General features: G+C 62.0%; 19 protein-coding genes. 8 read left to right on the top strand and 11 right to left on the bottom strand.

From position 1 onward, the window contains the following. The first annotated feature begins 9 nt into the window (after window positions 1–9). Window positions 10–933 carry a LysR family transcriptional regulator gene (locus tag B2J77_RS19265; RefSeq protein ID WP_078479235.1) on the top strand — a complete coding sequence of 308 codons (924 nt, stop codon included), beginning with the start codon at window positions 10–12 and terminating at the stop codon, window positions 931–933. A gap of 309 nt (window positions 934–1,242) precedes the next feature. On the opposite strand, the gene B2J77_RS19270 is transcribed toward B2J77_RS19265, so the two are convergent. From B2J77_RS19270 to bioB, 9 genes are all read right to left on the bottom strand, one after another. After that, window positions 1,243–3,021 carry an acyl-CoA dehydrogenase C-terminal domain-containing protein gene (locus B2J77_RS19270; RefSeq protein ID WP_078479236.1) on the bottom strand — a complete coding sequence of 593 codons (1,779 nt, stop codon included), beginning with the start codon at window positions 3,019–3,021 and terminating at the stop codon, window positions 1,243–1,245. A 122-nt stretch (window positions 3,022–3,143) separates the two neighbouring features. Continuing rightward, window positions 3,144–4,427, bottom strand: coding sequence for a sensor domain-containing diguanylate cyclase (locus tag B2J77_RS19275; RefSeq protein ID WP_078479237.1), 1,284 nt, complete (start codon window positions 4,425–4,427; stop codon window positions 3,144–3,146). A gap of 152 nt (window positions 4,428–4,579) precedes the next feature. After that, complete coding sequence (locus B2J77_RS19280; protein WP_058639094.1) at window positions 4,580–6,385, bottom strand: phenylacyl-CoA dehydrogenase; 1,806 nt, start codon at window positions 6,383–6,385, stop codon at window positions 4,580–4,582. A 263-nt stretch (window positions 6,386–6,648) separates the two neighbouring features. Then, a complete protein-coding gene (locus B2J77_RS19285; RefSeq protein WP_078479238.1) occupies window positions 6,649–6,945 on the bottom strand; it encodes a pyrroloquinoline quinone biosynthesis protein PqqE in 297 nt (98 codons plus the stop codon). 171 nt (window positions 6,946–7,116) lie between these two features. Next, window positions 7,117–7,797, bottom strand: coding sequence for a dethiobiotin synthase (gene bioD, locus B2J77_RS19290; RefSeq protein ID WP_058639092.1), 681 nt, complete (start codon window positions 7,795–7,797; stop codon window positions 7,117–7,119). A gap of 9 nt (window positions 7,798–7,806) precedes the next feature. Beyond that, window positions 7,807–8,625 (bottom strand): malonyl-ACP O-methyltransferase BioC, encoded by an 819-nt coding sequence (gene bioC / locus B2J77_RS19295; protein WP_078479239.1) that lies wholly within the window; start codon window positions 8,623–8,625, stop codon window positions 7,807–7,809. Further along, entirely contained in the window at window positions 8,618–9,349 is a 732-nt protein-coding gene (locus B2J77_RS19300) for an alpha/beta fold hydrolase (RefSeq protein WP_058639090.1), read from the bottom strand. Before B2J77_RS19300 ends, bioC begins: the two co-directional genes overlap by 8 nt. Further along, complete coding sequence (bioF, locus tag B2J77_RS19305) at window positions 9,342–10,514, bottom strand: 8-amino-7-oxononanoate synthase (protein ID WP_078479240.1); 1,173 nt, start codon at window positions 10,512–10,514, stop codon at window positions 9,342–9,344. Before bioF ends, B2J77_RS19300 begins: the two co-directional genes overlap by 8 nt. A 1-nt stretch (window position 10,515) precedes the next feature. Next, window positions 10,516–11,574 carry a biotin synthase BioB gene (gene bioB, locus B2J77_RS19310; protein ID WP_058603006.1) on the bottom strand — a complete coding sequence of 353 codons (1,059 nt, stop codon included), beginning with the start codon at window positions 11,572–11,574 and terminating at the stop codon, window positions 10,516–10,518. 87 nt (window positions 11,575–11,661) lie between these two features. Between bioB and B2J77_RS19315 the strand changes: the two genes are divergently transcribed. From B2J77_RS19315 to rarD, 4 genes are all read left to right on the top strand, one after another. Continuing rightward, on the top strand, window positions 11,662–12,396 hold the full coding sequence (locus B2J77_RS19315; protein ID WP_078479241.1) for a ComF family protein: 735 nt from the start codon (window positions 11,662–11,664) through the stop codon (window positions 12,394–12,396). Between the two features lie 81 nt (window positions 12,397–12,477). After that, entirely contained in the window at window positions 12,478–13,242 is a 765-nt protein-coding gene (locus tag B2J77_RS19320; RefSeq protein ID WP_058639105.1) for a TOBE domain-containing protein, read from the top strand. 95 nt (window positions 13,243–13,337) lie between these two features. Beyond that, window positions 13,338–14,312, top strand: a complete 975-nt coding sequence (locus B2J77_RS19325) for a serine/threonine protein kinase (protein WP_078479242.1) — start codon at window positions 13,338–13,340, stop codon at window positions 14,310–14,312. Window positions 14,313–14,374: 62 nt separating this feature from the next. Continuing rightward, window positions 14,375–15,262 (top strand): EamA family transporter RarD, encoded by an 888-nt coding sequence (rarD, locus tag B2J77_RS19330; RefSeq protein ID WP_078479243.1) that lies wholly within the window; start codon window positions 14,375–14,377, stop codon window positions 15,260–15,262. Window positions 15,263–15,507: 245 nt separating this feature from the next. Here the strand turns inward: rarD and B2J77_RS19335 are convergent, their stop codons facing one another. Then, complete coding sequence (locus B2J77_RS19335) at window positions 15,508–16,026, bottom strand: glycine cleavage system protein R (RefSeq protein WP_058639085.1); 519 nt, start codon at window positions 16,024–16,026, stop codon at window positions 15,508–15,510. Window positions 16,027–16,471: 445 nt separating this feature from the next. Here B2J77_RS19335 and B2J77_RS19340 point away from each other — a divergent pair, with 445 nt between their 5' ends. After that, a complete protein-coding gene (locus B2J77_RS19340; protein ID WP_078479244.1) occupies window positions 16,472–18,649 on the top strand; it encodes a malate synthase G in 2,178 nt (725 codons plus the stop codon). 67 nt (window positions 18,650–18,716) lie between these two features. On the opposite strand, the gene B2J77_RS19345 is transcribed toward B2J77_RS19340, so the two are convergent. Continuing rightward, complete coding sequence (locus B2J77_RS19345; protein ID WP_078479245.1) at window positions 18,717–19,169, bottom strand: response regulator; 453 nt, start codon at window positions 19,167–19,169, stop codon at window positions 18,717–18,719. 208 nt (window positions 19,170–19,377) lie between these two features. On the opposite strand from B2J77_RS19345, the gene B2J77_RS19350 reads away from it, so the two are divergent. Together B2J77_RS19350 and B2J77_RS19355 are read left to right on the top strand one after the other, a co-directional pair. Next, window positions 19,378–21,315 carry a putative nucleotidyltransferase substrate binding domain-containing protein gene (locus B2J77_RS19350; RefSeq protein ID WP_078479246.1) on the top strand — a complete coding sequence of 646 codons (1,938 nt, stop codon included), beginning with the start codon at window positions 19,378–19,380 and terminating at the stop codon, window positions 21,313–21,315. Then, window positions 21,312–22,022 carry a PolC-type DNA polymerase III gene (locus B2J77_RS19355; RefSeq protein WP_078479247.1) on the top strand — a complete coding sequence of 237 codons (711 nt, stop codon included), beginning with the start codon at window positions 21,312–21,314 and terminating at the stop codon, window positions 22,020–22,022. The genes B2J77_RS19350 and B2J77_RS19355 overlap by 4 nt, the downstream gene beginning before the upstream one ends. The last annotated feature ends 27 nt before the right edge of the window (window positions 22,023–22,049 follow it).

Consider the following 22,049-nt stretch of genomic DNA (forward strand, 5'->3'; position numbering starts at 1 on the left):
GTAGAACTTATGGATTTTCGCCAACTGCGTTATTTCGTCGCGGTCTACGAAGAAGGCCATGTCGGGCGTGCCGCCGAGCGCCTGTCATTGTCTCAGCCGGCCCTGTCTCAGCAGATTCGCCAGCTCGAGCATGGCCTGGACCTAAGCCTGTTCGAGCGCAGTAACAAGCGCCTGCTGCCTACACTGGCGGCGCACACCTTGTACAACCATGCCCTGCCCTTGCTCGATGGCTTGCAAAGGGCCCACGAGGCGATGCGAAACTTCAAGGGGCAGGCACTGCGAACCCTGGCGATCGGCGTCTTGCAAACGGTTCGGCCGAGCCTGGTACCGCAGCTTCTGGAACGACTGCGCAAGGCCCAGCCGCACCTGGTAGTGCAGATCTATGAGTTGTCGGGGTTGGAAATCGAGAAGCGCCTGATCAGCGGCACGCTGGACATCGGCATCAGCTACCTGCCCGCGCGCCAACCTGGGCTGCATGGCGTGTTGTTGTACGAGGACGAATTGCAGTTGGTCATCCCAGCGACCCACCCGCTCAAGGACTTCAAGAAGGTGTCGATCCGCCAGGCGGCGGAACTGCCCATGCTGATGCTGGGCGAGGAATTCCAGATGCGTCAGATCTGGCAGGCACAGCTGGCCAGCCAAGGTCGTCGCCCGCAGGTTCAGGCAGAAGTGAATAACATGGCAGGCATTCTCGACAGCCTGTCGCACACCTCACTGGCGACTATCCTGCCGGGGCGGGCCAAGGAAGCCGAACAGGCGCAGCAAGGGCTGCTGTGGAAGCCGTTGAGTGAACCCAGGGTGCCCTTGAAGGTAGGCCTGGTGTTCCGTGACGCTCAGCGTCAGCAGGCCTCAATAGAACTTCTGCGTGGCCTGCTCGAAGAAGAGACTGACTTGCGTGGACCGGCGGCTTCGCCACTCGATGCACTGGGCTGAACGTGACGCACAAGAAAAACCCCGCCGAGGCGGGGTTCTTCAGACTGTTTCCCTGTGACATCCGTATCGCCCCACCATCCTGGCAGGAAATCCTTCGTCGTCTTCCGTGATCTGTCCTATGCGCTTCCTGCGCAACGTCCATGGAATAAAGATAACCCTGGATCCAATCTGAGAACAGTGGTGAAAAGTCACCTCGTGCTGTAGGAAAAGGCTTACAAAGGGTAATCATTCCTATCTGCACCCTTTGTAGTGGCGCCCACCCTGAAGCGGGCGCCCTTAGCTACGGCCGTATCAACGTCTGCGCCAGTCCTAGAACTGCTCCGCATCCAGCAGGTACAGCGTTTCGCTACCCGCCTTGACCGAGGCGATGAGCGAGTCGACGCGCGGCAGCAAGCGAGCAAAATAGAAGCGTGCCGTGCCGAGCTTGCCTTGGTAGAACGCTTCATCACCCTCGCCTGCCAGGGCAGCCTGGGCCATCAATGCCCACATGTAGGCATAGGCGACATAGCCGAAGGCATGCAGGTATTCAACCGACGCTGCCCCGATCTCGTTCGGATTGCCCTTGGCTTGTTGCAGCACCCAGTCGGTCACACCGTCCAGCTGGTCGAGTGCGGCGCCTAGGGGTCTGGTAAACGCAGCCATGTCAGCCCCGGCACCAGCAATGAACTGACGCACTTCGTCGGAGAACAACTGGTAGTACGCGCCACCACTGGCCACCACCTTGCGGCCCATCAAGTCCAGCGCCTGGATACCATTGGTGCCTTCGTAGATTTGGGTAATGCGCACATCGCGCACCAGCTGCTCCTGCCCCCATTCGCGGATATACCCGTGCCCACCGAACACTTGCTGGCCGTGAAGGGTGCACTCAAGGCCCAGGTCCGTCAGAAATGCCTTGGCCACAGGGGTTAACAGCGCGACCAATTCTTCGCTGCGCTTGCGTACGGCACTGTCTTGCGCGTATTTGGCGCTGTCCAGCTGCATGGCCACGTAGCTGGAAAACGCCCGCCCGCCCTCGGTCAGCGCCTTCATGGTCAGCAGCATGCGCCGCACATCCGGGTGCACGATGATCGGGTCAGCAGGCTTTTCCTTGGCTTGCGGCCCAGTCGGCGCACGACTTTGCAGGCGCTCGCGGGCATAGTCGACAGCATTCTGATAAGAGCGCTCGGCCGAGGCGAGCCCCTGGATACCAACGCCAAGCCGCTCGTAGTTCATCATGGTGAACATCGCGGCCAGGCCCTTGTTGGGCTCCCCAACGATGTAGCCGACCGCCTCGTCGAAATTCATCACGCAGGTGGCCGAGGCCTGGATACCCATCTTGTGCTCGATGGACCCGCAGGTCGCCGGGTTGCGGGCACCCAGGCTGCCGTCGTCGTTGACCAGGAATTTGGGGACCAGAAACAGGGAGATCCCCTTGGGGCCGGCCGGTGCGCCCGGTAGCTTGGCCAGAACCAGATGGATGATGTTCTCGGTCAGGTCGTGCTCGCCACCGGTGATGAAGATCTTGGTGCCGGTCACCCGGTAGCTGCCGTCAGCCTGAGGCTCGGCCTTGGTTCGGATCATGCCAAGGTCAGTGCCCGCATGGGGTTCGGTCAGGCACATGGAGCCTGCCCACACTCCTGAATACATGTTCGGCAAATACGTGTGCTTGAGCGCCTCGTCGGCGTGCGCGTTGATCGACAGGCAGGCGCCTGCGGTGAGCATGGGGTACAAGCCAAACGACAGGCTGGCTGCGTTGACCATCTCCTCGACTTGGGCCGATACCGCCTTGGGCATGCCCATGCCGCCGAAGGCTGGATCACCACCCACGCCTACCCAACCACCTTGAGCATAGGTGTCATAGGCTTCGATGAACCCCGCGGGCGTATGCACCGCGCCACTGTCCCAGCGGCAGCCTTCCTCGTCGGCAGCGCGGCTGAGCGGTGCGATGCTGCGTGCGGTGACCTTGCCCGCCTCTTCAAGCACCGCCATGGCCGTTTCGACATCGACCAACTCGGCCAAGCCCGGCAGCTGCGCCCACTGCTGGCCTACGTTGAAGACTTCATTCAGTACGAAGCGCATGTCGCGCAGGGGCGCTTTATATTCAGCCATGACAACCTCTCGCTGGTCAGGACGGGCGGCGATGAGTACCGCAGCACGGGTAGTAGGACCAGTGTAACCGAACAACTTTTACGACACATAGGGTCATCAACAGACTGTAGAGTCAGCAATGGTCACGCTTCCCGCACCGCTCCACGACGGTTTCTCAGGCCGTGAACCATCAAACAATTGCGCCCTGCGGCCTTGGCAGCGTAAAGCGCCTGGTCGGCAGCCTTGAGCACCTCATCAACGCTACGGTTGTCGCCCTGCCGCTCGGCCACACCCAGGCTGATGGTCACCGTAACCGTGTCGCCACTGCTGCCCGCGCGGCGCTGGCGCCCGGTGATGTCATCCAGCGGACGCGCACTTTGGTCACGCAAGTGCATGCCATAGCCGGCGATCGCCTCTCGAACCGCTTCCAGATGCGGCACGCACTGCTCGGCCGTCTTGCCCGCGAACACCACGGCGAACTCTTCGCCGCCGTAGCGATAGGCGCGGCCTCCCCCTTTGACCTTGCCAAGCCGGCTGGCGACGAGGCGCAATACCTGGTCGCCGACATCATGCCCGTGGGTATCGTTGAAGCGCTTGAAATGGTCCACGTCGGCCATGGCAATCACATAGGAGCGCCCTAGTCGCTGCAGGCGCTCATTGAGCGCGCGACGGCCCGGCAACCCGGTGAGCTCGTCACGAAACGCCATCTGGTACGCTTCATGGGCGACTGCCGTGGCAATCATCAGCATGACCTGACTGCACATGATGTTAAGCGTGAAGGGCAACACGAACGTCTTGGGCAGCATCCAGAAAATACCGACTTGGCCCACGATCAAGGCGCCATGCAGGGGCCTGGGCGCACGCAGGTACTGCACGACGAGTAACGCCAGCATGCCCATGAACACCGGGTAGGCCAGCTGGATCAGGCTCATCCACTGGCCGTGCAGGACCGGCCAGCGGATTTCCGCCAGGCTGGCCAGCAACGCCTCGGGAAAGCTTTGCTCGAAGCCTGCCGCCACCGCGGCCGTGGCCACCAGCACCGCACACCGGGCGACTAGGTCCTGGAGCAGATGCGTGCGCTCCTGCCAGATGCCATAAAGGCCATACAACGCCGGTAGCAGCAGGCACACCAGGTGAAAGATCACGGCAGCATCTTCACGAACGCGGCCGTTGTCCCGGTAGAAGTCGGTCTGGGTATCGAGCAGGAAATAGGCGATGTACACCGTGAGCATCAGAAACAGCTCCCGCTGGCGCCTGTATACCGCGCAGTAGGCGCCACCCATCAACAGCACGAGGGTTGGCAAAACATTGAAAAGCGACGTGAAGAAAACGCTGAGGTCCTTGACGTAAGCCGCAGCCAAGCCTGCCCCCAGCAAGACGAGAGAGGGTACGAAGTGGATTGCGCGAACAGCGTCAAGGCGAAGCAAAGGCAATTCCAACCTGGCAGACCAATAGTGGCATTGTGCCCTTAGTTGATCGGCCATTCACCCGTACACTTGAGCACCTTTGCTATTGGCTTGCGCCAGACATAAAAAAACCGTCTGCCGGAGCAGACGGTTCGCGTACAACCTGAGGTAACTCAGTAAGCCAGGCCGAAGTGTTCTTCGTCCATGGCCATCAGGTTGTCCGCACCGGACAGCATGGCAGCCACATGCGTGCGGGTGCGCGGCAGGATGCGCTGGAAGTAGAAGCGTGCCGTCTGCAGCTTGGCGGTGTAGAACGCCGCTTCACTGGTACCTGCTGCCAGCTTTTCGGCAGCCAACCGGGCGATGTCGGCCCAGAAGTAAGCCAGGCAGGCGTAGCCGGAGTACATGAGGTAGTCCACCGAGGCCGCGCCAACTTCCTCACGGTCCTTCATGGCGGCCATGCCTACCTTCATGGTCAGCTCACCCCATTCCTTGTTCAACGCAGCCAGGGGCTGAACGAACTCGTTGACGGCTTCGTTGCCTTCCTGCGACTGGCAGAACTTGTGCACGATCTTGGTAAAGCCCTTGAGGGCCTCGCCTTGGGTCATCAGCACCTTGCGGCCCAGCAAGTCCAGGGCCTGGATACCTGTGGTGCCCTCGTACAGCATGGAAATACGGCTGTCACGAACGTTCTGCTCCATGCCCCACTCGGCGATGAAGCCGTGCCCACCGTAGACCTGAACCCCATGGTTGGCAGCCTCGAAGCCTACTTCGGTCATGAAGGCCTTGGCGATTGGGGTCAGGAACGCCAGCAAGGCATCGGCCTTCTTGCGCTCTTCCTCGTCCTGGCTGTACTTGACGATGTCCACCTGCTTGGCGGTGAAGTACACCATCGCACGGGTGCCTTCGGCAAAGGCCTTCATGGTCAAGAGCATACGACGCACATCCGGGTGGACGATGATCGGGTCGGCGGCCTTCTCAGGCGCCTTGGGCCCGGTCAGCGAGCGCATTTGCAGGCGCTCGCGGGCGTACTTCAAGCCCCCCTGGAAGGCCACTTCGGCATGGGCCAGACCTTGCAGCGCAGTACCCAGGCGTGCCGTGTTCATGAAGGTGAACATGCAGTTCAGGCCTTTGTTGGCCGGGCCAATCAGGTAACCAGTGGCTGCGTCGAAGTTCATCACGCAAGTGGCATTGCCATGGATGCCCATCTTGTGCTCAAGGGAGCCGCAGCTCACACCGTTGCGCTCACCCGCTGCGCCTTCGGCGTTAGGCAGGAACTTCGGCACGATGAACAGGGAAATGCCTTTGGTACCAGCCGGTGCATCGGGCAGGCGTGCCAGCACGATATGCACGATGTTCTCGGCCATGTCGTGCTCACCGGCCGAAATGAAGATCTTGGTACCGCTGACTTTGTAGCTGCCGTCGGCCTGGGGTTCGGCCTTGGTGCGCAGCATGCCCAGGTCGGTGCCGCAATGGGGTTCGGTCAGGCACATGGTGCCGGTCCACTCACCCGAAACCAGCTTGGTCAGGTAGGTGTGCTGCTGCTCGGCAGTACCGTGGGCCGAGATCGTATTCATCGCGCCGTGGGACAAGCCTGGGTACATGCCCCAGGACCAGTTGGCACCGCCTACCATTTCGCTCAGGGCCAGGCCCAGCGACTCGGGCAGGCCCTGACCACCATGCTCCACATCGTGCGCCAGGCTTGGCCAGCCGCCTTCGACGAACTGCTGGTAGGCTTCCTTGAAACCGGTCGGCGTCTTCACGCCCGACTCGCTCCAGGTGCAACCTTCCTGATCGCCTACGCGGTTGAGCGGCGACAGTACCTGCTCACAGAACTTCGCACCTTCCTCGAGGATCGCGTCCACCATGTCGGGCGTGGCGTCCTGACAGCCTGGCAGGCTTTGATAGTGCGCCTCGTAGCCGAGCAATTCGTCACGCACGAAGCGAATATCACGCAGGGGGGCTTTGTAGTCAGGCATGGCGATGAACCTCTAGGTGAGTTCTGTGGGGGACCGGCACACGCGGCAGGGTCTATCAAACAGTTGTTTGAAACTTACGTTTACCGCTGCCGGATGTCAAGAAGGCCCCACGATGCCATTTACGCCACGAAAAATGGCGAATCTGCCATCCGCACACATGCCCGCGTCCCCGCAGGGACGAGGACGCTTCGAGCGAAGAAGAGAAAACGAGGCAGTGCAAGCTTCTGAGCGTTGCGTGTCAGGCGAGAACGCGCTACTGACCGTCAGGCATAGGTGTCGATGATACGACCGAGCATTTCGTCGGATGCCTTGACGACTTTGGCGCCAAGTTCGACTTCGGTTCTGCCCAAGGCCATTTGCACGGTGCTGGTGGCCATGTCCATTTGCTGACTTCTGTCGACGGCACGCAGCCGCTCGGCCTGAAAATCACTCGATTGACTGGTGGCGGAACGTTCGGCGGTGGTATTGGCGATCTGGCTGGCGGCCTGGTCGACGCGATTCTGACCAGTGTGAATGGCGCCTAGGCCGGCGTAGAAGGCGGAGCTACCGGTGATTTCCATGTCAGGACTCCATCGACACTGGATGACGGTGAGGCCCCATTAAAGCAAGCCAGCCACAAAAAAACCCGTTTAAATCGCTAATGGCTCGGTGCCACTTGATAGACCTTGACCATGCCAGCGTCGGGTAACCTTCATACGCTCGACCCTATCCGCAGCGCAGGTACGCGCAGGTTATGCCAGCAGGTCCAGCTGCAAATGCTCGGCCACCTTGTCCGCCGTGGCTTGCTTGAGCTTGGGCACACGGCCCAGACAAGGCGCTGGCAGCCGTTCAGCCAGGCTGGCCAGGTTATCTTCGAGCCGCGACGTTCTTGGCTCGATGATGTTCGCCACCCATCCGGCGAGCTGTAGTCCGTCACGCTCGATGGCTTCGGCACTGAGCAGCGCGTGGCTAATGCAACCCAATCTTACCCCTACCACCAGGATGACCGGCAGCTTCAATGCAACGGCCAGGTCCGACAGGTTCTCCAGGCCCGAGAGCGGCACCCGCCAGCCACCGGCACCCTCGATCAAGGTGAAATCGGCCTGCTGCTCCAATACCGTGTGCATGTCTGCCAGCAACTTCGCCACCGCCAGCGTCACACCGGCCTCTCGCGCGGCGACATGGGGGGCGATGGCTGGCTCGAAGGCGAATGGGTTGACCTGCTCGTAGGCGAGCTTGATGGTGCTTTCGTCGATGAGCGCCAAGGCGTCGCTGTTGCGCAAGCCCTTGGCTGTCATGTTGCAGCCCGATGCCACCGGCTTGGCGCCCAGGGTGCTCAACCCCTGCAACTTCGCTGCATGCAGAAGACCGGCGGCAATGGTGGTCTTGCCGACATCGGTGTCAGTTCCGGCAATGAAATACGCCTGACTCATGAAGTACTCCTATGCCACAGGTTTGCGCAGCACGCCGTAGACCACTTGATAAGTGGCAGGCAGCCCTTGTGGCTGGCGATAGGCTTCGTATGCCTGGAGCATACCCTGTAGACGGGCGCGTCCGGTGAGCCCGGCGGGACGACCCGGGTTGAGATTGTGTGCCCCCAGTGCTTTGAGCTCATGGGTCAATGTGCGCACGTCCGCATAATGCAATACATGCGGCAACTGTTGCAGGGTCAGCGTCTCGAGCGTGCTGGCTGCACATGAATGTTGGTATTCGTCGAAGCGCCTGAAGCGGTTGACATGCACTTGGCCATCCACGGCCTGCCAACTGCCGCGCAATTCATCCAGCGTACCCACGCACAGGCTGCTGAAGGCCAGGACACCGCCCGGTCGCAAGATACGCAACGCTTCATCCAGCACTTGGGCGAAATGGTTGCACCACTGCACGGCCAGGCTGGAAAAGACGAGATCGACGCAACCCTCGCCCAGCGGCAGGCGCTCGGCATCGCCGACGATGTAGCACTGGGCGTCATCGGCTCGACCGCGAGCATGGCGCAGCATGCCTTCGGCGATGTCCACGGCGATACCGCTTGCAGGCCCGTAACGCTCTGCAAGCGCCCGGCTGAAATGGCCCGTGCCACTGCCCAGGTCCAGCCAGCGAGACGGCTCGAGGTCAGATGGCAGCATCGTCAACAGGTTCATGCCGACCGCACGCTGCAGGGCTGCCACGCTGTCATAGCTGGCGGCCGCACGCGAAAACGACGCGGCCACCTGGCGTTTATCGGGCAAGGCGCCAGGCAAACCTGGCTGGGATAGGTCAGTCATCGCCACTCTCATGCAGAAAACTTTTGATACCGCTGGCCAGTTCTTGTGGATACTCGAGCACAAACGCATGGGAACTGTCTTCCACAAGGCCGACTTCCACGTCAGGCAACAGCTCGCTCAACCCCTGCGCAGCTTCGGCTGGCACCAAGGCATCTGCGCCGGCAAAAAGGTGAAGCTGCGGGCCGGCGAATGCCTCGAGGGCTGCGCGGGTATCCAGCTGCGCCAGTACCTGCAGCGCCGTAGCCAGGTACAGCGGGTCCGTGTCTGGAACGCCTACGCCCAGCTGCCGAAGCAATGTGCGCGGTTGCATCGCCCCATCGCTGCACAGGGTGCGAAAGCGCTTGAGCGTGACCGAAGGATGGCTGCGACAACCATCCAGAAACGTTCCGAAGGTGTCTTCGGCCATCCCGTGAGGCCAATCGGCACGGGCCACGAAACTGGGGTTGCTGGCCAGGGTGAGCAAGCCGCAGCAGTGGTCGCCGCGCTTGTCGGCCAGGGCACTGGCCAGCATGCCGCCCAATGACCACCCCCCAAGCCACACATCGTGGGGTACCTTGCGATCCAGGTGGTCGACCCACCCCTGCACATCACAGTGATCCAGCTCCGGCAAGGGCATCAGCGTCACCTCAAGCCCAGGGTCCTGGGCGCGCAGGCTGGCTGCAAGCGGCTCAAGGGAAGCGGTTCCCAGGCCCCAGCCTGGTAGCAGTACGAGTCGGTTACGCATCGGCGCGCTCCAGCTGTGGATAACACTCTGCCAATGCATTCAACAATAGCTGCACCTGGGCTGCCGTGTGGGCGGCGCTCAAGGTAACGCGCAATCGCGCACTACCGACCGCCACCGTAGGTGGCCGGATAGCCGTCACCAACAGGCCGCGCTCACGCAGTAACCGCGACAGGCGAAGCGCTTGAGCGCTGTCACCGATGACAATCGGCTGGATCGGCGTCTGGCTCTCCATCAGGCGCAAGCCCAGTTGTTCTGCGCCCTCGCGAAATTGTTGTATCAGTGCCGCCAGGTGCTCGCGCCGCCAGGCCTGTGTCCGCACCAGCTCAAGGCTCTTGAGGGTGGCGCAGGCCAAAGCGGGCGGCTGACTGGTGGTGTAGATGTAGGGCCGGGCGAACTGGATCAGCGCCTCGATCAGCGCTTCACTGCCTGCCACGAACGCACCCGCCGTACCGCACGCCTTGCCCAGCGTACCGACCAGTACCGGGACATCGTCCACGCCAAGGCCATAGTGCTCGACGACCCCACCGCCGCCCGCACCCAGGGTGCCCAGGCCGTGGGCATCGTCCACCATCAGCCAGGCGTTGCGCGCACGGGCCGCCTGGGCCAGCGCCGGCAAATCGGCTACATCACCGTCCATGCTGAACACGCCATCGGTCACGACCAGCGCATTGCCTGTAGCCTTGGCCAGACGGTCACTCAGGCTGCCAACATCATTGTGCAGGTAACGGCTGAAGCGCGCGCCGCTAAGCAGGCCGCCGTCGAGCAACGAGGCATGGTTCAGGCGGTCCTGCAACACCGTATCGCCCTTGCCCACCAAAGCGGTGATCACCCCCAGGTTGGCCATGTAGCCGGTGGAGAACAGCAGCGCTCGCGGCCGCCCGGTTAGTTCGGCCAATGCTTCCTCAAGTTGGTGGTGTGCCGTGGTGTGGCCTATGACCAGGTGCGAAGCCCCCCCACCTACACCCCAGCGATCGGCACCCGCCTGCCAGGCAGCGACCACGTCGGGGTGATTCGCCAGGCCCAGGTAATCGTTGCTGCAGAAGGCCAGCAGCGGCTGGCCATCGACCACCAGCCTTGGCCCTTGTGGGCCTTCCAGCAAAGGGCGCTGTCGGTAAAGGTCCGCCGCGCGCCGTTCGGCCAGCCGCGCGGCCAGGTCGAAGGCCATGTCAGGCCGACGCTGCGTCGTAGAACAACGCGTCGTTGCGCTGCTCGACCAGCGCCTGCTCGATCGCAGCCTGGTGCACTTCGTCGGCGTGCTCTTCACGGGCTTCAGGCTGGATCCCCAGGCGTGCGAACAGCTGCATGTCCTTGTCGGCCTGGGGGTTGGCCGTTGTCAGCAACTTTTCACCGTAGAAGATCGAGTTGGCACCGGCCAGGAAGGCCAAGGCCTGCATTTGTTCGTTCATCTGCTCACGGCCTGCCGAAAGGCGCACGTGCGACTTGGGCATGAGGATACGGGCCACCGCCAGCATGCGGATGAAGTCGAACGGATCGACGTCGGCCTCATCGGCCAGCGGCGTACCGGCCACCTTGACCAACATGTTGATCGGCACGGACTCCGGATGCTCGGGCAGGTTGGCCAGTTGGATCAGCAGGCCTGCGCGGTCATCGAGTGTCTCGCCCATGCCGAGGATGCCGCCAGAGCAGATTTTCATGCCGGCATCGCGCACATAGGCCAGGGTCTGCAAGCGCTCGGCGTAGGTGCGAGTGGTGATGATGCTGCCGTAGAACTCGGGGGAGGTATCGAGGTTGTGGTTGTAATAGTCCAGGCCCGCCTGGGCCAGCGCCTGGGTCTGCTCCTGGTCGAGCTTGCCGAGGGTCATGCAGGTTTCCAGGCCCATGGCTTTGACACCTTTGACCATCTCCAGCACATAGGGCATGTCCTTGGCCGAAGGGTGCTTCCACGCAGCGCCCATGCAAAAGCGCGTAGAACCGATCGCCTTGGCGCGCGCGGCCTCCTCGAGCACCTTCTGCACCTCCATCAGCTTCTGCTTTTCCAGGCCGGTGTTGTAGTGGCCGGACTGCGGGCAGTACTTGCAGTCTTCGGGGCAGGCACCGGTCTTGATCGACAGCAACGTGGAGACTTGCACCCGGTTGGCATCGAAATGCGCACGGTGTACGGCCTGTGCGTTGAAGATCAGGTCGTTGAACGGCTGTTGGAACAGCGCCTTGACCTCGGCCAGGGACCAGTCGTGACGTGTTGTTGCAGTTGTGCTGGCGCTCATCGGCGTTTCCTTGTTTAGGCTCTAGCAAGCGCCGGGCAAGGAGAACGCCCGCGCTTCACGGATAGCCGAAATAGTCAGGGAAGGCCCATGAACTGTCAACTTATGCTTAAAAGACTGGTTTACAAATGGTCAGTAATTAACCAGACATGTGGTTTATGCAGTGCACCTGCGTTGCAACCTTACGCACTGTGCGAGCCATGTGAACAACAATTGCCCTGGCTGGATGATGACCACTGCATACGCTGCGCCCTGCCTCTGGCCATGGCAGGCATGGAGTGCGGGCAGTGCAACCGCAGGCCGCCAGCATTCGAACGGGTGCTTGCACCCTGGCATTTCACCTTTCCGGTGGACACCCTGATCAGTCGATTCAAGCACAACCGCCAGTGGCCGCTGGGACGCCTGATGGCTGAGATTGCCGGTCATGCATTGAGCCATCACTACGCCGAAGACCTGCCCCGTCCCGACGTGCTGGTTCCCGTACCCATGGCACAGCGCCGGCTGCGCGAACGGGGATTCAACCAGGCCGCGATGCTGGCGCGTTGGTGGTCCAGGCAATTGGCAGTGCCCTGTGTCGAACATCTGCTGGTACGCACCCGCCACACCACGGCCCAACAGCATTTGAGCGCCAAGGCTCGATGGCGCAACCTGCGCCAGGCGTTCGCCGTGTGCGATGGCCTGCACGGCCAACATGTCGCGCTCGTCGACGATGTACTGACCACCGGTGCGACGGCGCAGGCTATTGCACAGGTCCTGCGCAAGGCAGGTGCCGCACGTGTGGACGTCTATTGCCTGGCACGTACACCCAAGCCCGGCCATGCATAGCCTGCAGACCAGTGATGGCGACGCAGTGGTACGCTACGCCCACCCCGTACACTGGCCCATCACCGAACCGGTCGGATGCCCATGCCCCTACCTGTCCCACTGACCCACCACATTACCTGCCGCCCACAGCGCGTGGCCCTCTTGCAGCATATTGCCGAGCAGGGTTCCATTACCCGCGCCGCCAAGGCTGCCGGCATGAGCTACAAGGCTGCCTGGGATGCCATCGATGAACTCAACAACCTGGCCAGCAGCCCTCTGGTGGAGCGCAGCACTGGTGGTCGCGGTGGCGGGGGGGCACGCCTGTCTGCCGAAGGCGAACGGGTGCTGCGGCTGTATCAGCGTCTGCAAGCCCTGCAGGCTCAGTTACTCGAAGCCACCGATGATGTGAGCGACCTTGACCTGCTCGGTCGCCTGATGCTGCGCACCAGCGCCCGAAACCAGCTGCAAGGGCAGGTCAGCGACCTGCATCGCGTGGGATGGCATGACCGAGTTGGGCTCGCACTAAGTGGGGGGTTACAGATCCAAGCCTTGATCACCCACGACAGCACCGAGCGCCTGGGGCTAACCCTGGGCACGACGGTGGTGGCCTTGCTCAAGGCAGGCTGGGTGCGCCTGCTGGGCCACAGCGACCAGGCGGATCAACAGCACAATTGCCTGCAGGTGACCGTGGACGCGCTTCTCACGGGCACCGACGGCCCCCACGAAGTGCGCCTTGCGCTTGGCAATGGTCAGATCCTGTGCGCCTTCGCCGAACCGGCCTGGCTGGCAGAGCACCAGGTGACAGTGGGTAGCGCTCTGCGTGTGCAGTTCTCTGCCGCTGATGTGGTGATTGGCATCCCGGCCTGACCTGTCGCGGCCCTGGCAAATGGCCGAGTCCCCTGCGGCGCCTGGCTGGCCAACGCGGTAACATGAGGACCACGCTGCCTACCGCCGGAGTCATCATGTCCCACCCGTTCGCCACACTTACCCCCGACTTGGTGCTCGACGCCGTGGAATCCCTGGGGTTTCTCAGCGATGCGCGGGTATTGGCGCTCAACAGCTATGAAAACCGCGTTTACCAGGTGGGTATCGAGGGCGAGCAGCCCTTGATCGCCAAGTTCTACCGGCCCGGACGCTGGAGCGATGCAGCCATCGTCGAGGAGCACCGCTTCACGGCCGAACTGGCCGCCTGCGAAGTGCCGGTGGTAGCGCCCCTGCAGCATCAAGGCAACACGCTGTTCGAACACGGTGGCTTTCGCTTTACGCTGTTTCCGCGACGTGGTGGCCATGCCCCGGAACCCGGCAACCTCGACCAGCTGTACCGCCTTGGCCAGTTGATCGGTCGTCTGCATGCCGTGGCTGCCAGCAGACCGTTCGAACACCGGGAGGCGCTGGCTGTGGATAACTTCGGGCATGACTCGCTGGATACACTGCTCAAGGGCGATTTCGTTCCCCGAGAATTGCTGCCCGCATTCGAATCGGTTGCGCGCGATGTGCTGGCACGCGTGGAAGCCGCCTATGCCCGCACCCCGCACCAGACCATCCGCCTGCACGGTGACCTGCACCCGGGCAACCTGATGCACCGCGACGAGATCTACCATGTAGTTGACCTGGACGACTGCCGCATGGGCCCTGCGGTGCAGGACCTGTGGATGCTGCTGGCGGGCAATCGGGATGAGCGTCAGGGCCAGCTGGCCGAATTGGTTGAGGGCTACAACGAATTTCACGACTTCGACCCGCGCGAGCTGGCGTTGATCGAGCCGCTGCGTGCCCTGCGTCAACTGCACTACAGTGCCTGGCTGGCGCGTCGCTGGGATGACCCGGCATTCCCACCCAGCTTCCCCTGGTTTGGTCAGCCGCGGTACTGGGGCGATCAGATTCTGGCGCTGCGTGAGCAAATGGCCGCCCTCGATGAGGCCCCACTCAAGTTGTTCTAGATCGACCGTCGGCTCTGTCTACAATAACTGCCGTTAATCAGCATCTTAAGCAAGGACTCTGCATGCACGCTGCAAACCCGCGTCGCGGGTATCTCCTGGGCCTGAGCGCCTACATCATCTGGGGCCTGTTCCCCCTGTACTTCAAAGCCATCCAGAGCGTGCCCGCCGTGGAGATCATCGTCCACCGTGTGCTGTGGTCAGCACTGTTCGGCTCGGTACTGCTCGCCTTCTGGAAGCACCCCGGCTGGTGGCGTGACCTGCGCGACAACCCGCGGCGCCTGGCCATCCTGGCGTTGAGCGGCACATTGATCGCAGCCAATTGGCTGACGTATGTCTGGTCGGTGAACAATGGACGCATGCTCGAGGCCAGCCTTGGCTACTACATCAACCCGCTGATCAACGTCCTGCTCGGCATGCTCATCCTCGGCGAGCGACTGCGCCGCCTGCAGTGGCTGGCGGTCGGCCTGGCCGCGCTCGGCGTGATGCAACAGGTCTGGCAAGTGGGCAGCTTGCCCTGGGTATCCTTGGCACTGGCGCTGACCTTCGGGTTTTACGGGCTGATTCGCAAACAAGCCCCCGTGGCGGCCCTGCCCGGGCTGGTGGTCGAGACCTGGATGCTGGTACCGCTGGCGCTTGGCTGGCTGCTGCTGCACCCCGCCGCCATGAGCGCGCAAGGCACGTTCTACACCACAAGCGAGGCCTTGTGGCTCATGGCTGCAGGCCCTGTGACGCTGGTGCCGCTGGTGTGCTTTAACGCTGCCGCACGGCACCTGCCTTACACCACGCTGGGCTTTCTGCAGTACCTGGCACCAACGCTGGTCTTGCTCCAGGCCATATGGCTGTTCGACGAGCATCTGTCCCCAAGCACGCTCACGGCATTCATGTTCATCTGGGCGGGGCTGGCGCTGTACAGCGTCGATGCGTGGTGGAGTTTGCGTAAAAGCCGCTGATCAAAAAATGATCATGTCTCTGTATACCTTGGTTTCCAAAGGCTGCAGAGACATCTCCAGAGCTTATCCACACCCTCTTCCCCGTCGTTTGTGAACAACCCCCTCTGCATTGATCAATTTTCGATCAAATCTCCGCAGCCCTTGCAGGCCGGGCGCTCGGGCGCGATAGCCCCAGCTTATCCACAAGGCCGTCCCCTTTAAATAGGGATAACCCCTGCAAGCTTTACTGCAAGCGCGATCGGCATTCACTCATCCGCGCGTAGTCGCAACTCCACCATCAAGTCATCGGCCAGGGCCTCCAAACGTTGCTGCAGTTGCTCCAGAGGAAGGGACGCGGGCACTGCCAGAAGGGCCTCGGCATGGAACAGCGGTTCGTTGCTCATCGGTGCCGGACGTACCTGCGTGGCGATCCGTTCGACGTTCACGTTCAGCTCGGCCAGCACACGGGTGATATCGCGCACGATCCCTGGCCGGTCGTTACCAACCAGGTCCATGCCAAAGGGTTTGGATGCATGGGTAGGCTCGCCGCCACTTTCTGCCAATTGCACGCGAATGCCGTGTGCGGACAATGCCCCAAGCGCGTCTACCAACGCGTCATACCGATCCGCCGGCACTGCTACCCGCAGGATGCCGGCAAATTGCCCAGCCATGCGCGACATGCTGCTTTCCAGCCAATTGCCCTCGAAATCAGCGATGCACTGGGCGATCCGCTCGACTTGGCCAGCCTTGTCCGGGGCGATCGCGGTAAGCACAAGATGTTCCACGGGATGTTCCTCGAGTGGGGTTCAGGCCCTGCAGGGGCCGGGGTGTCGCCACAGTATAGGCACGGCGCGTCAACCTGCCGCAGGGCAATCTGACTTATAAATCGTGTACTGTTTTTAGATTTATCTGGAACAATCACTCCGTTTTTTGCGAACATGGCGTTTCCTTGCACGATCTTGTGCGACCAACAGGTCGCCTGACGCCGCTTTTAGTCTGATAGTGCCCAGCCGGCTGCTTCATGTAGTATCCGTGGGCGCGGACTACACAACGTCGTTTGAAGGTCTGTCGAGGCGCCTGTGAAGAATGCACGCTGCTTGCCGTCAGGCAGGCAAACCGCACCCAGCCGCGTCCGGGCTCCTACCGGAGGCATGCACTGGTGCCGTGCGAGGAGAAGCGCTACAGGCTCAATACAAAAGAGCGAAATAGCTGAGCAGAGTGAGGCAAGCAATGACTGGATACGTTCAAGTCGGTGGCCTTCAGGTCGCCAAGGTCCTGTACGACTTCGTGAACAACGAAGCCATCCCCGGAACCGGCATCGTCGCCGAGCAGTTCTGGGCAGGTGCTGAAAAGATCATCAACGACCTCGCTCCAAAGAACAAAGCCCTCCTCGCCAAGCGCGACGAGCTGCAAGCCCAGATCGACGCCTGGCATCAGGCCCGCAAAGGCCAGGCCCACGACGCCCCGGCTTACAAGGCTTTCCTTCAGGAAATCGGTTACCTGCTGCCACAAGCCGACGATTTCCAGGCCACCACGCAAAATGTGGACGAAGAAATCGCCCACATGGCCGGTCCGCAGTTGGTGGTACCGGTCATGAACGCACGCTTTGCCCTGAACGCCGCCAATGCCCGCTGGGGCTCGCTATACGACGCGCTTTACGGCACCGACGCCATCAGCGACGAAGGCGGTGCCGAGAAGGGGCAAGGCTACAACAAGGTACGTGGCGACAAAGTGATCGCTTTCGCCCGTGCCTTCCTCGATGAAGCGGCACCGCTGGCGGCAGGTTCGCACGTCGATTCCACGGCTTATCGCATCGAGGCCGGCCAGTTGGTCGTCACCCTCAAAGGCGGTAGCAACACCGGCCTGCGCGACGATGCCCAACTGGTTGGGTTCCACGGCGACAGCAACGCCCCGACTGCCGTGTTGCTCAAGCACAACGGCCTGCACTTCGAAATCCAGATCGATGCCAGTACCCCGGTGGGCAGCACCGATGCTGCAGGCGTCAAGGACATCCTAATGGAATCGGCACTGACCACCATCATGGACTGCGAAGACTCCGTGGCGGCAGTCGATGCCGACGACAAGGTGGTCGTGTATCGCAATTGGCTGGGGCTGATGAAAGGTGACCTGGCCGAAAGCGTCAGCAAAGGCGGCAAGACGTTCACCCGCACCATGAACCCTGATCGCGAGTACGCAGCGCCCAACGGGGGCAGCGTCACCCTGCATGGTCGCTCGCTGCTGTTCGTGCGCAACGTGGGTCACCTGATGACCAACCCGGCCATCCTCGACGCCCAAGGCAACGAAGTCCCGGAAGGTATCCAGGACGGTCTGTTCACCAACCTCATGGCGCTGCACAACCTCAACGGCACCACTAGCCGTCGCAACACCCGTACCGGCAGTGTGTACATCGTCAAGCCGAAGATGCATGGCCCGGAAGAAGTGGCGTTCGCCGCCGAGATATTCAGCCGGGTCGAAGACCTGCTGGGCATGAAGCGCAATACCGTCAAAGTCGGCATCATGGACGAGGAGCGCCGCACAACGGTCAACCTCAAATCCTGCATCAAGGCCGCTGCCGAGCGCGTGGTGTTCATCAATACGGGCTTCCTCGACCGCACTGGCGACGAAATCCATACCTCCATGGAAGCAGGCCCGGTCGTGCGCAAAGGCGCCATGAAAAACGAGAAGTGGATCGGCGCCTATGAAAACAACAACGTCGATGTAGGCCTTGCCACCGGCCTGCAAGGGCGTGCGCAGATCGGCAAGGGCATGTGGGCCATGCCCGACCTGATGGCCGCCATGCTGGAGCAGAAGATCGCTCACCCGCTGGCCGGTGCCAATACCGCGTGGGTGCCTTCGCCAACGGCCGCCACCCTGCACGCCCTGCATTACCACAAGGTGGACGTGCAGGCGCGCCAGCGCGAGCTGGCTTCGCGCACACCGGCTTCGGTCGATGACATCCTGGCCATTCCGCTGGCGACCAACCCCAACTGGTCTGACGAGGAAATCCGCAACGAGCTGGACAACAATGCCCAGGGCATCCTGGGCTATGTGGTTCGCTGGATCGACCAGGGCGTGGGTTGCTCCAAGGTGCCCGACATCAACAACGTGGGGCTGATGGAGGACCGTGCCACCTTGCGCATTTCTGCCCAGTTGCTGGCCAACTGGCTGCGCCATGGCGTAGTTAGCCAGGAGCAGGTGCTCGAAAGCCTCAAGCGCATGGCGGCGGTGGTCGACAAGCAGAACGCCAGCGACCCGCTGTATCGCCCGATGGCGGGCAACTTCGACGACAACGTTGCCTTCCAGGCGGCAGTCGAGCTGGTACTCGAAGGCGCCAAGCAACCCAACGGCTATACCGAGCCTGTGCTGCATCGCCGTCGCCGTGAGTTCAAGGCACGCAACGGACTTTGAACGACCGGTGGGTAAAGTGAGCTGCTTGCAGCGTTGATCGGCGGGGCCTTAGGGCCCCGCTTGCGCGTCAGGCCATCTTCAGTTCGCGCTTCACCAGTTCGAGCAGCTTCGTGAGGTCCACGGGCTTCAACAGAAAGTCCACAACCCCCAGGTGCATGACATCAACGGCCTCTTTCACATCGGTATCGCCTGATACCACGATGATCGAAAGCGCGGCCCGGTCCGCCTCCGGCATCTCGCGCACCTTGTGGATAAGGGACAGCCCATCCTCGGGCTGCATCCGCAGATCGGTGATCATCAGCGCGATTCGAGGTTCGTAATGAAGCTTGAACAGCGCCTCCTGGGTGCCATCGGCCGTCATGCCGTCGATACCCTTGCTTTTGAGGTACAACATCAAGGCTTCGCTATTGACCGGATTGTCGTCGACCACGAGCACCACCGGCCGGGCAGGCGGTGGCGCGCTCACAGCAGCCAGTGCCGCGCGCTCTGCGTCGCTCAAAATATCGGTGTGCTCAGACATGGTCGTCTCGTATCCATTCGCTCTACAGGTAAGACCGCGGATTTTCCGACACCCGATTTACCTTTCGTCGGATCATTGACGTGGTCGCGCCCTAGACTTACGTCCAATGGGCACCAAGCCCCTGCAGGCCGACCATGAACGCCGAAAACAACAAAGCCGGCCCTATAGATAGATATATATAGTTCGGCGTAGCGATACGGTCAGGTCGATGAGCAAAAAAGACGCCTACCAGCAAGCGGGTAGAACTGCGGTGCTGCAGAACATTCAGGGCACCCTGCAATTCCTCCAACGCTTTGCACCCTTCAATCAGATGGAGCAGAGCCATCTGGCCTATCTGGTCGAGCAGTGCCAGCTGCGCTTCTACGCCAGCGGCGAAAGCATCATCAAGCCAAGCGACGGGCCGGTTGAGCATTTCTACATCGTCAAGCAGGGCCGCGTCGTCGGTGAACGGCAGCACCTGGTCAAACCGGGGGTTGAGACCACGTTCGAGATTACCCATGGCGAGTGTTTTCCATTGGCGGCCCTGCTCGGCGAGCGAGCCACGCGTACGGAGCACCTGGCCGGTGACGACACCTTCTGCCTGCAACTGAACAAAGCGGCATTCATCCGCGTCTTTTCCCTCTCCGAGGTGTTCCGCGATTTCGCCTTGCGAGGGGTCAGCAGCCTGCTGGACCAAGTCAACCAACAAGTCCGTCAGCAGGCGGTGCAGACCCTGGGCACCCAGTACTCCCTGAATACACCGCTGGGCGAACTGGCCATGCGTCATCCCGTGGCCTGCGCCCCTGAGACTCCGCTGCGCGAAGCCGTAAGGCTGATGCATGAGCAGCAGGTTGGCTCGATCGTGATCGTCGATGGGCAGCGCCAGCCCACGGGCATTTTCACCTTGCGCGACCTGCGCCAGGTGGTGGCCGCAGCCGATGCCGACCTGGGTGCACCCGTGGCGCGGCACATGACCGCCGCACCGTTCTACCTGAGCCCCCAGGCAAGTGCCTTCGATGCCGCCATGGCAATGACCGAGCGACACATCGCGCACGTCTGCCTGGTGGAGAACCGGCGATTGTGTGGGGTGGTGTCCGAGCGCGATCTGTTTTCCCTGCAGCGGGTAGACCTTGTTCACTTGGCACGCACCATTCGTCATGCACCGCGCCTGGACACCCTCGTTTCCCTGCGAGGCGAAATCAGCCAGTTGGTCGAGCGCATGCTCGCACACGGTGCTTCCTCTACACAGATCACCCAAATCATCACCTTGCTCAACGACCACACGGTGTGCCGAGTCATCGAACTGGCGCTGGCAGAGCGTGGCGATCCGGGGGTGCCGTTCAGTTGGCTCTGTTTTGGCAGTGAGGGGCGGCGCGAGCAGACCCTGCACACCGACCAGGACAACGGCATTCTTTTCGACGCGGCCGATGACACCGAAGCCCAGGCCATTCGGGCGCGGTTGCTACCGTTGGCGCAGTACATCAACCAATGCCTGGCGCAGTGCGGTTTTACGCTGTGCAAGGGCAATGTCATGGCCGGCAACCCTGCGCTGTGCCTGTCGCACAGCGAGTGGTCGCGGCGCTTTGCCGGCTTCGTGCGTGAGGCCAGCCCGGAAAACCTCCTGGGCTCGAGCATTTACTTCGACCTGCGGGTGGTCTGGGGCGATGAGCACACCTGCGAGGCGTTGCGCAGCACATTGCTGAAGCAGATAGGCGACAACCGTATCTTCCAACGCATGCTGGCTGACAATGCCCTGCGCCAACGCCCGCCTGTGGGCCGTCTGCGCGACTTCGTGCTGACCCGCCAGGGTGCTGACAAGGCTGGCACGCTGGACCTCAAGGTTCAGGGCCTGACGCCCTTCGTCGACGGCGCACGTGTGCTGGCGCTGGCTCACGGGATCAGCGCCTGCAATACCCTGGAGCGCATTCGCCAACTGGTGGGCAAGGGCGTGATCAACCCACTGGACGGCGCCGCGTACGAAGAGGCGTACCATTTCATCCAACAGACCCGCATGCAGCAACATCAACGCCAGGCACGCGAGCACCTGGCCTACTCCAACCGCCTGGACCCAGATAGCCTCAACCACCTGGACCGGCGCATCTTGCGCGAGTCCCTGCGCCAAGCTCAGCGGTTGCAGAGCAGCCTGGCCATGCGGTACCAGCTGTGAGCTTGTTCGCATGGCTGCGTCCCCATGCTCCGCAGCTTGCGCTTTCGCAGCGTGAACGCCTGGCGGCCTTGCCTGCACCCACTGCGCTTGGCACCTGCACCCTGCGCGAGCAGCGCTGGGTGGTGCTTGACCTGGAAACTAGCGGCCTGAACACCAACCGCGATCAAGTGCTGTCCATAGGCGCAGTGGCTATCGAGGACGGGGCGCTGGACTTCTCGCAGCAGTTCGAACAAACCCTGTACCGACCTGAGCAGAAAACCAACCCCAGCGTCCTGATACACGGCCTGGGCCCAAGCGCTCTGGCAGCGGGGTGCGACCCAGGGCACGCACTGCTTGACCTGCTCGAGTTCATTGGCACCAGCCCGGTACTGGCATTCCACGCGCCATTCGACGAACGCATGCTTGCACGGGCCCTCAAACAGAGCCTGGGTTATCGTCTGCAAATACCCTTCCTAGATGTGGCCGAGATGGCACCCATGCTCAATCCCGACACGGTGTTGCGAGAGGCCGGGCTCGATGACTGGGTGGCGCGTTTCGGGCTGCAGGTACAGGCGCGTCATCACGCCAGCGCCGACGCACAGGTGACCGCCGAGCTGGCGTTGATTCTGCTGAGCCAGGCGCGCCGCCAGCACATCCAGAGCCCGGCGCAACTTGAGCAATGCCTACACAACTGGCGACGCCGGATGGCCCAGCGCCACGGCCTATAGGCAACGGGGGCGTGGTCTGGCAGCCGC

Origin of the sequence: Pseudomonas parafulva, assembly GCF_002021815.1 — a bacterium.
Lineage (GTDB): Bacteria > Pseudomonadota > Gammaproteobacteria > Pseudomonadales > Pseudomonadaceae > Aquipseudomonas > Aquipseudomonas parafulva_B.

Bases quoted from the DNA above. Each gene is read 5' to 3' on its own strand.
- rarD (WP_078479243.1), top strand. From the start codon at position 14,375: ATGCACGCTGCAAACCCGCGTCGCGGGTATCTCCTGGGCCTGAGCGCC.
- B2J77_RS19325 (WP_078479242.1), top strand. From the start codon at position 13,338: ATGTCCCACCCGTTCGCCACACTTACCCCCGACTTGGTGCTCGACGCC.
- B2J77_RS19265 (WP_078479235.1), top strand. From the start codon at position 10: ATGGATTTTCGCCAACTGCGTTATTTCGTCGCGGTCTACGAAGAAGGC.
- B2J77_RS19300 (WP_058639090.1), bottom strand. From the start codon at position 9,349: ATGCGTAACCGACTCGTACTGCTACCAGGCTGGGGCCTGGGAACCGCT.
- bioB (WP_058603006.1), bottom strand. From the start codon at position 11,574: ATGAGCGCCAGCACAACTGCAACAACACGTCACGACTGGTCCCTGGCC.
- B2J77_RS19315 (WP_078479241.1), top strand. From the start codon at position 11,662: ATGAACTGTCAACTTATGCTTAAAAGACTGGTTTACAAATGGTCAGTA.
- bioC (WP_078479239.1), bottom strand. From the start codon at position 8,625: ATGACTGACCTATCCCAGCCAGGTTTGCCTGGCGCCTTGCCCGATAAA.
- B2J77_RS19285 (WP_078479238.1), bottom strand. From the start codon at position 6,945: ATGGAAATCACCGGTAGCTCCGCCTTCTACGCCGGCCTAGGCGCCATT.
- B2J77_RS19345 (WP_078479245.1), bottom strand. From the start codon at position 19,169: ATGTCTGAGCACACCGATATTTTGAGCGACGCAGAGCGCGCGGCACTG.
- B2J77_RS19280 (WP_058639094.1), bottom strand. From the start codon at position 6,385: ATGCCTGACTACAAAGCCCCCCTGCGTGATATTCGCTTCGTGCGTGAC.
- B2J77_RS19320 (WP_058639105.1), top strand. From the start codon at position 12,478: ATGCCCCTACCTGTCCCACTGACCCACCACATTACCTGCCGCCCACAG.
- B2J77_RS19270 (WP_078479236.1), bottom strand. From the start codon at position 3,021: ATGGCTGAATATAAAGCGCCCCTGCGCGACATGCGCTTCGTACTGAAT.
- B2J77_RS19340 (WP_078479244.1), top strand. From the start codon at position 16,472: ATGACTGGATACGTTCAAGTCGGTGGCCTTCAGGTCGCCAAGGTCCTG.
- bioD (WP_058639092.1), bottom strand. From the start codon at position 7,797: ATGAGTCAGGCGTATTTCATTGCCGGAACTGACACCGATGTCGGCAAG.
- bioF (WP_078479240.1), bottom strand. From the start codon at position 10,514: ATGGCCTTCGACCTGGCCGCGCGGCTGGCCGAACGGCGCGCGGCGGAC.
- B2J77_RS19350 (WP_078479246.1), top strand. From the start codon at position 19,378: ATGAGCAAAAAAGACGCCTACCAGCAAGCGGGTAGAACTGCGGTGCTG.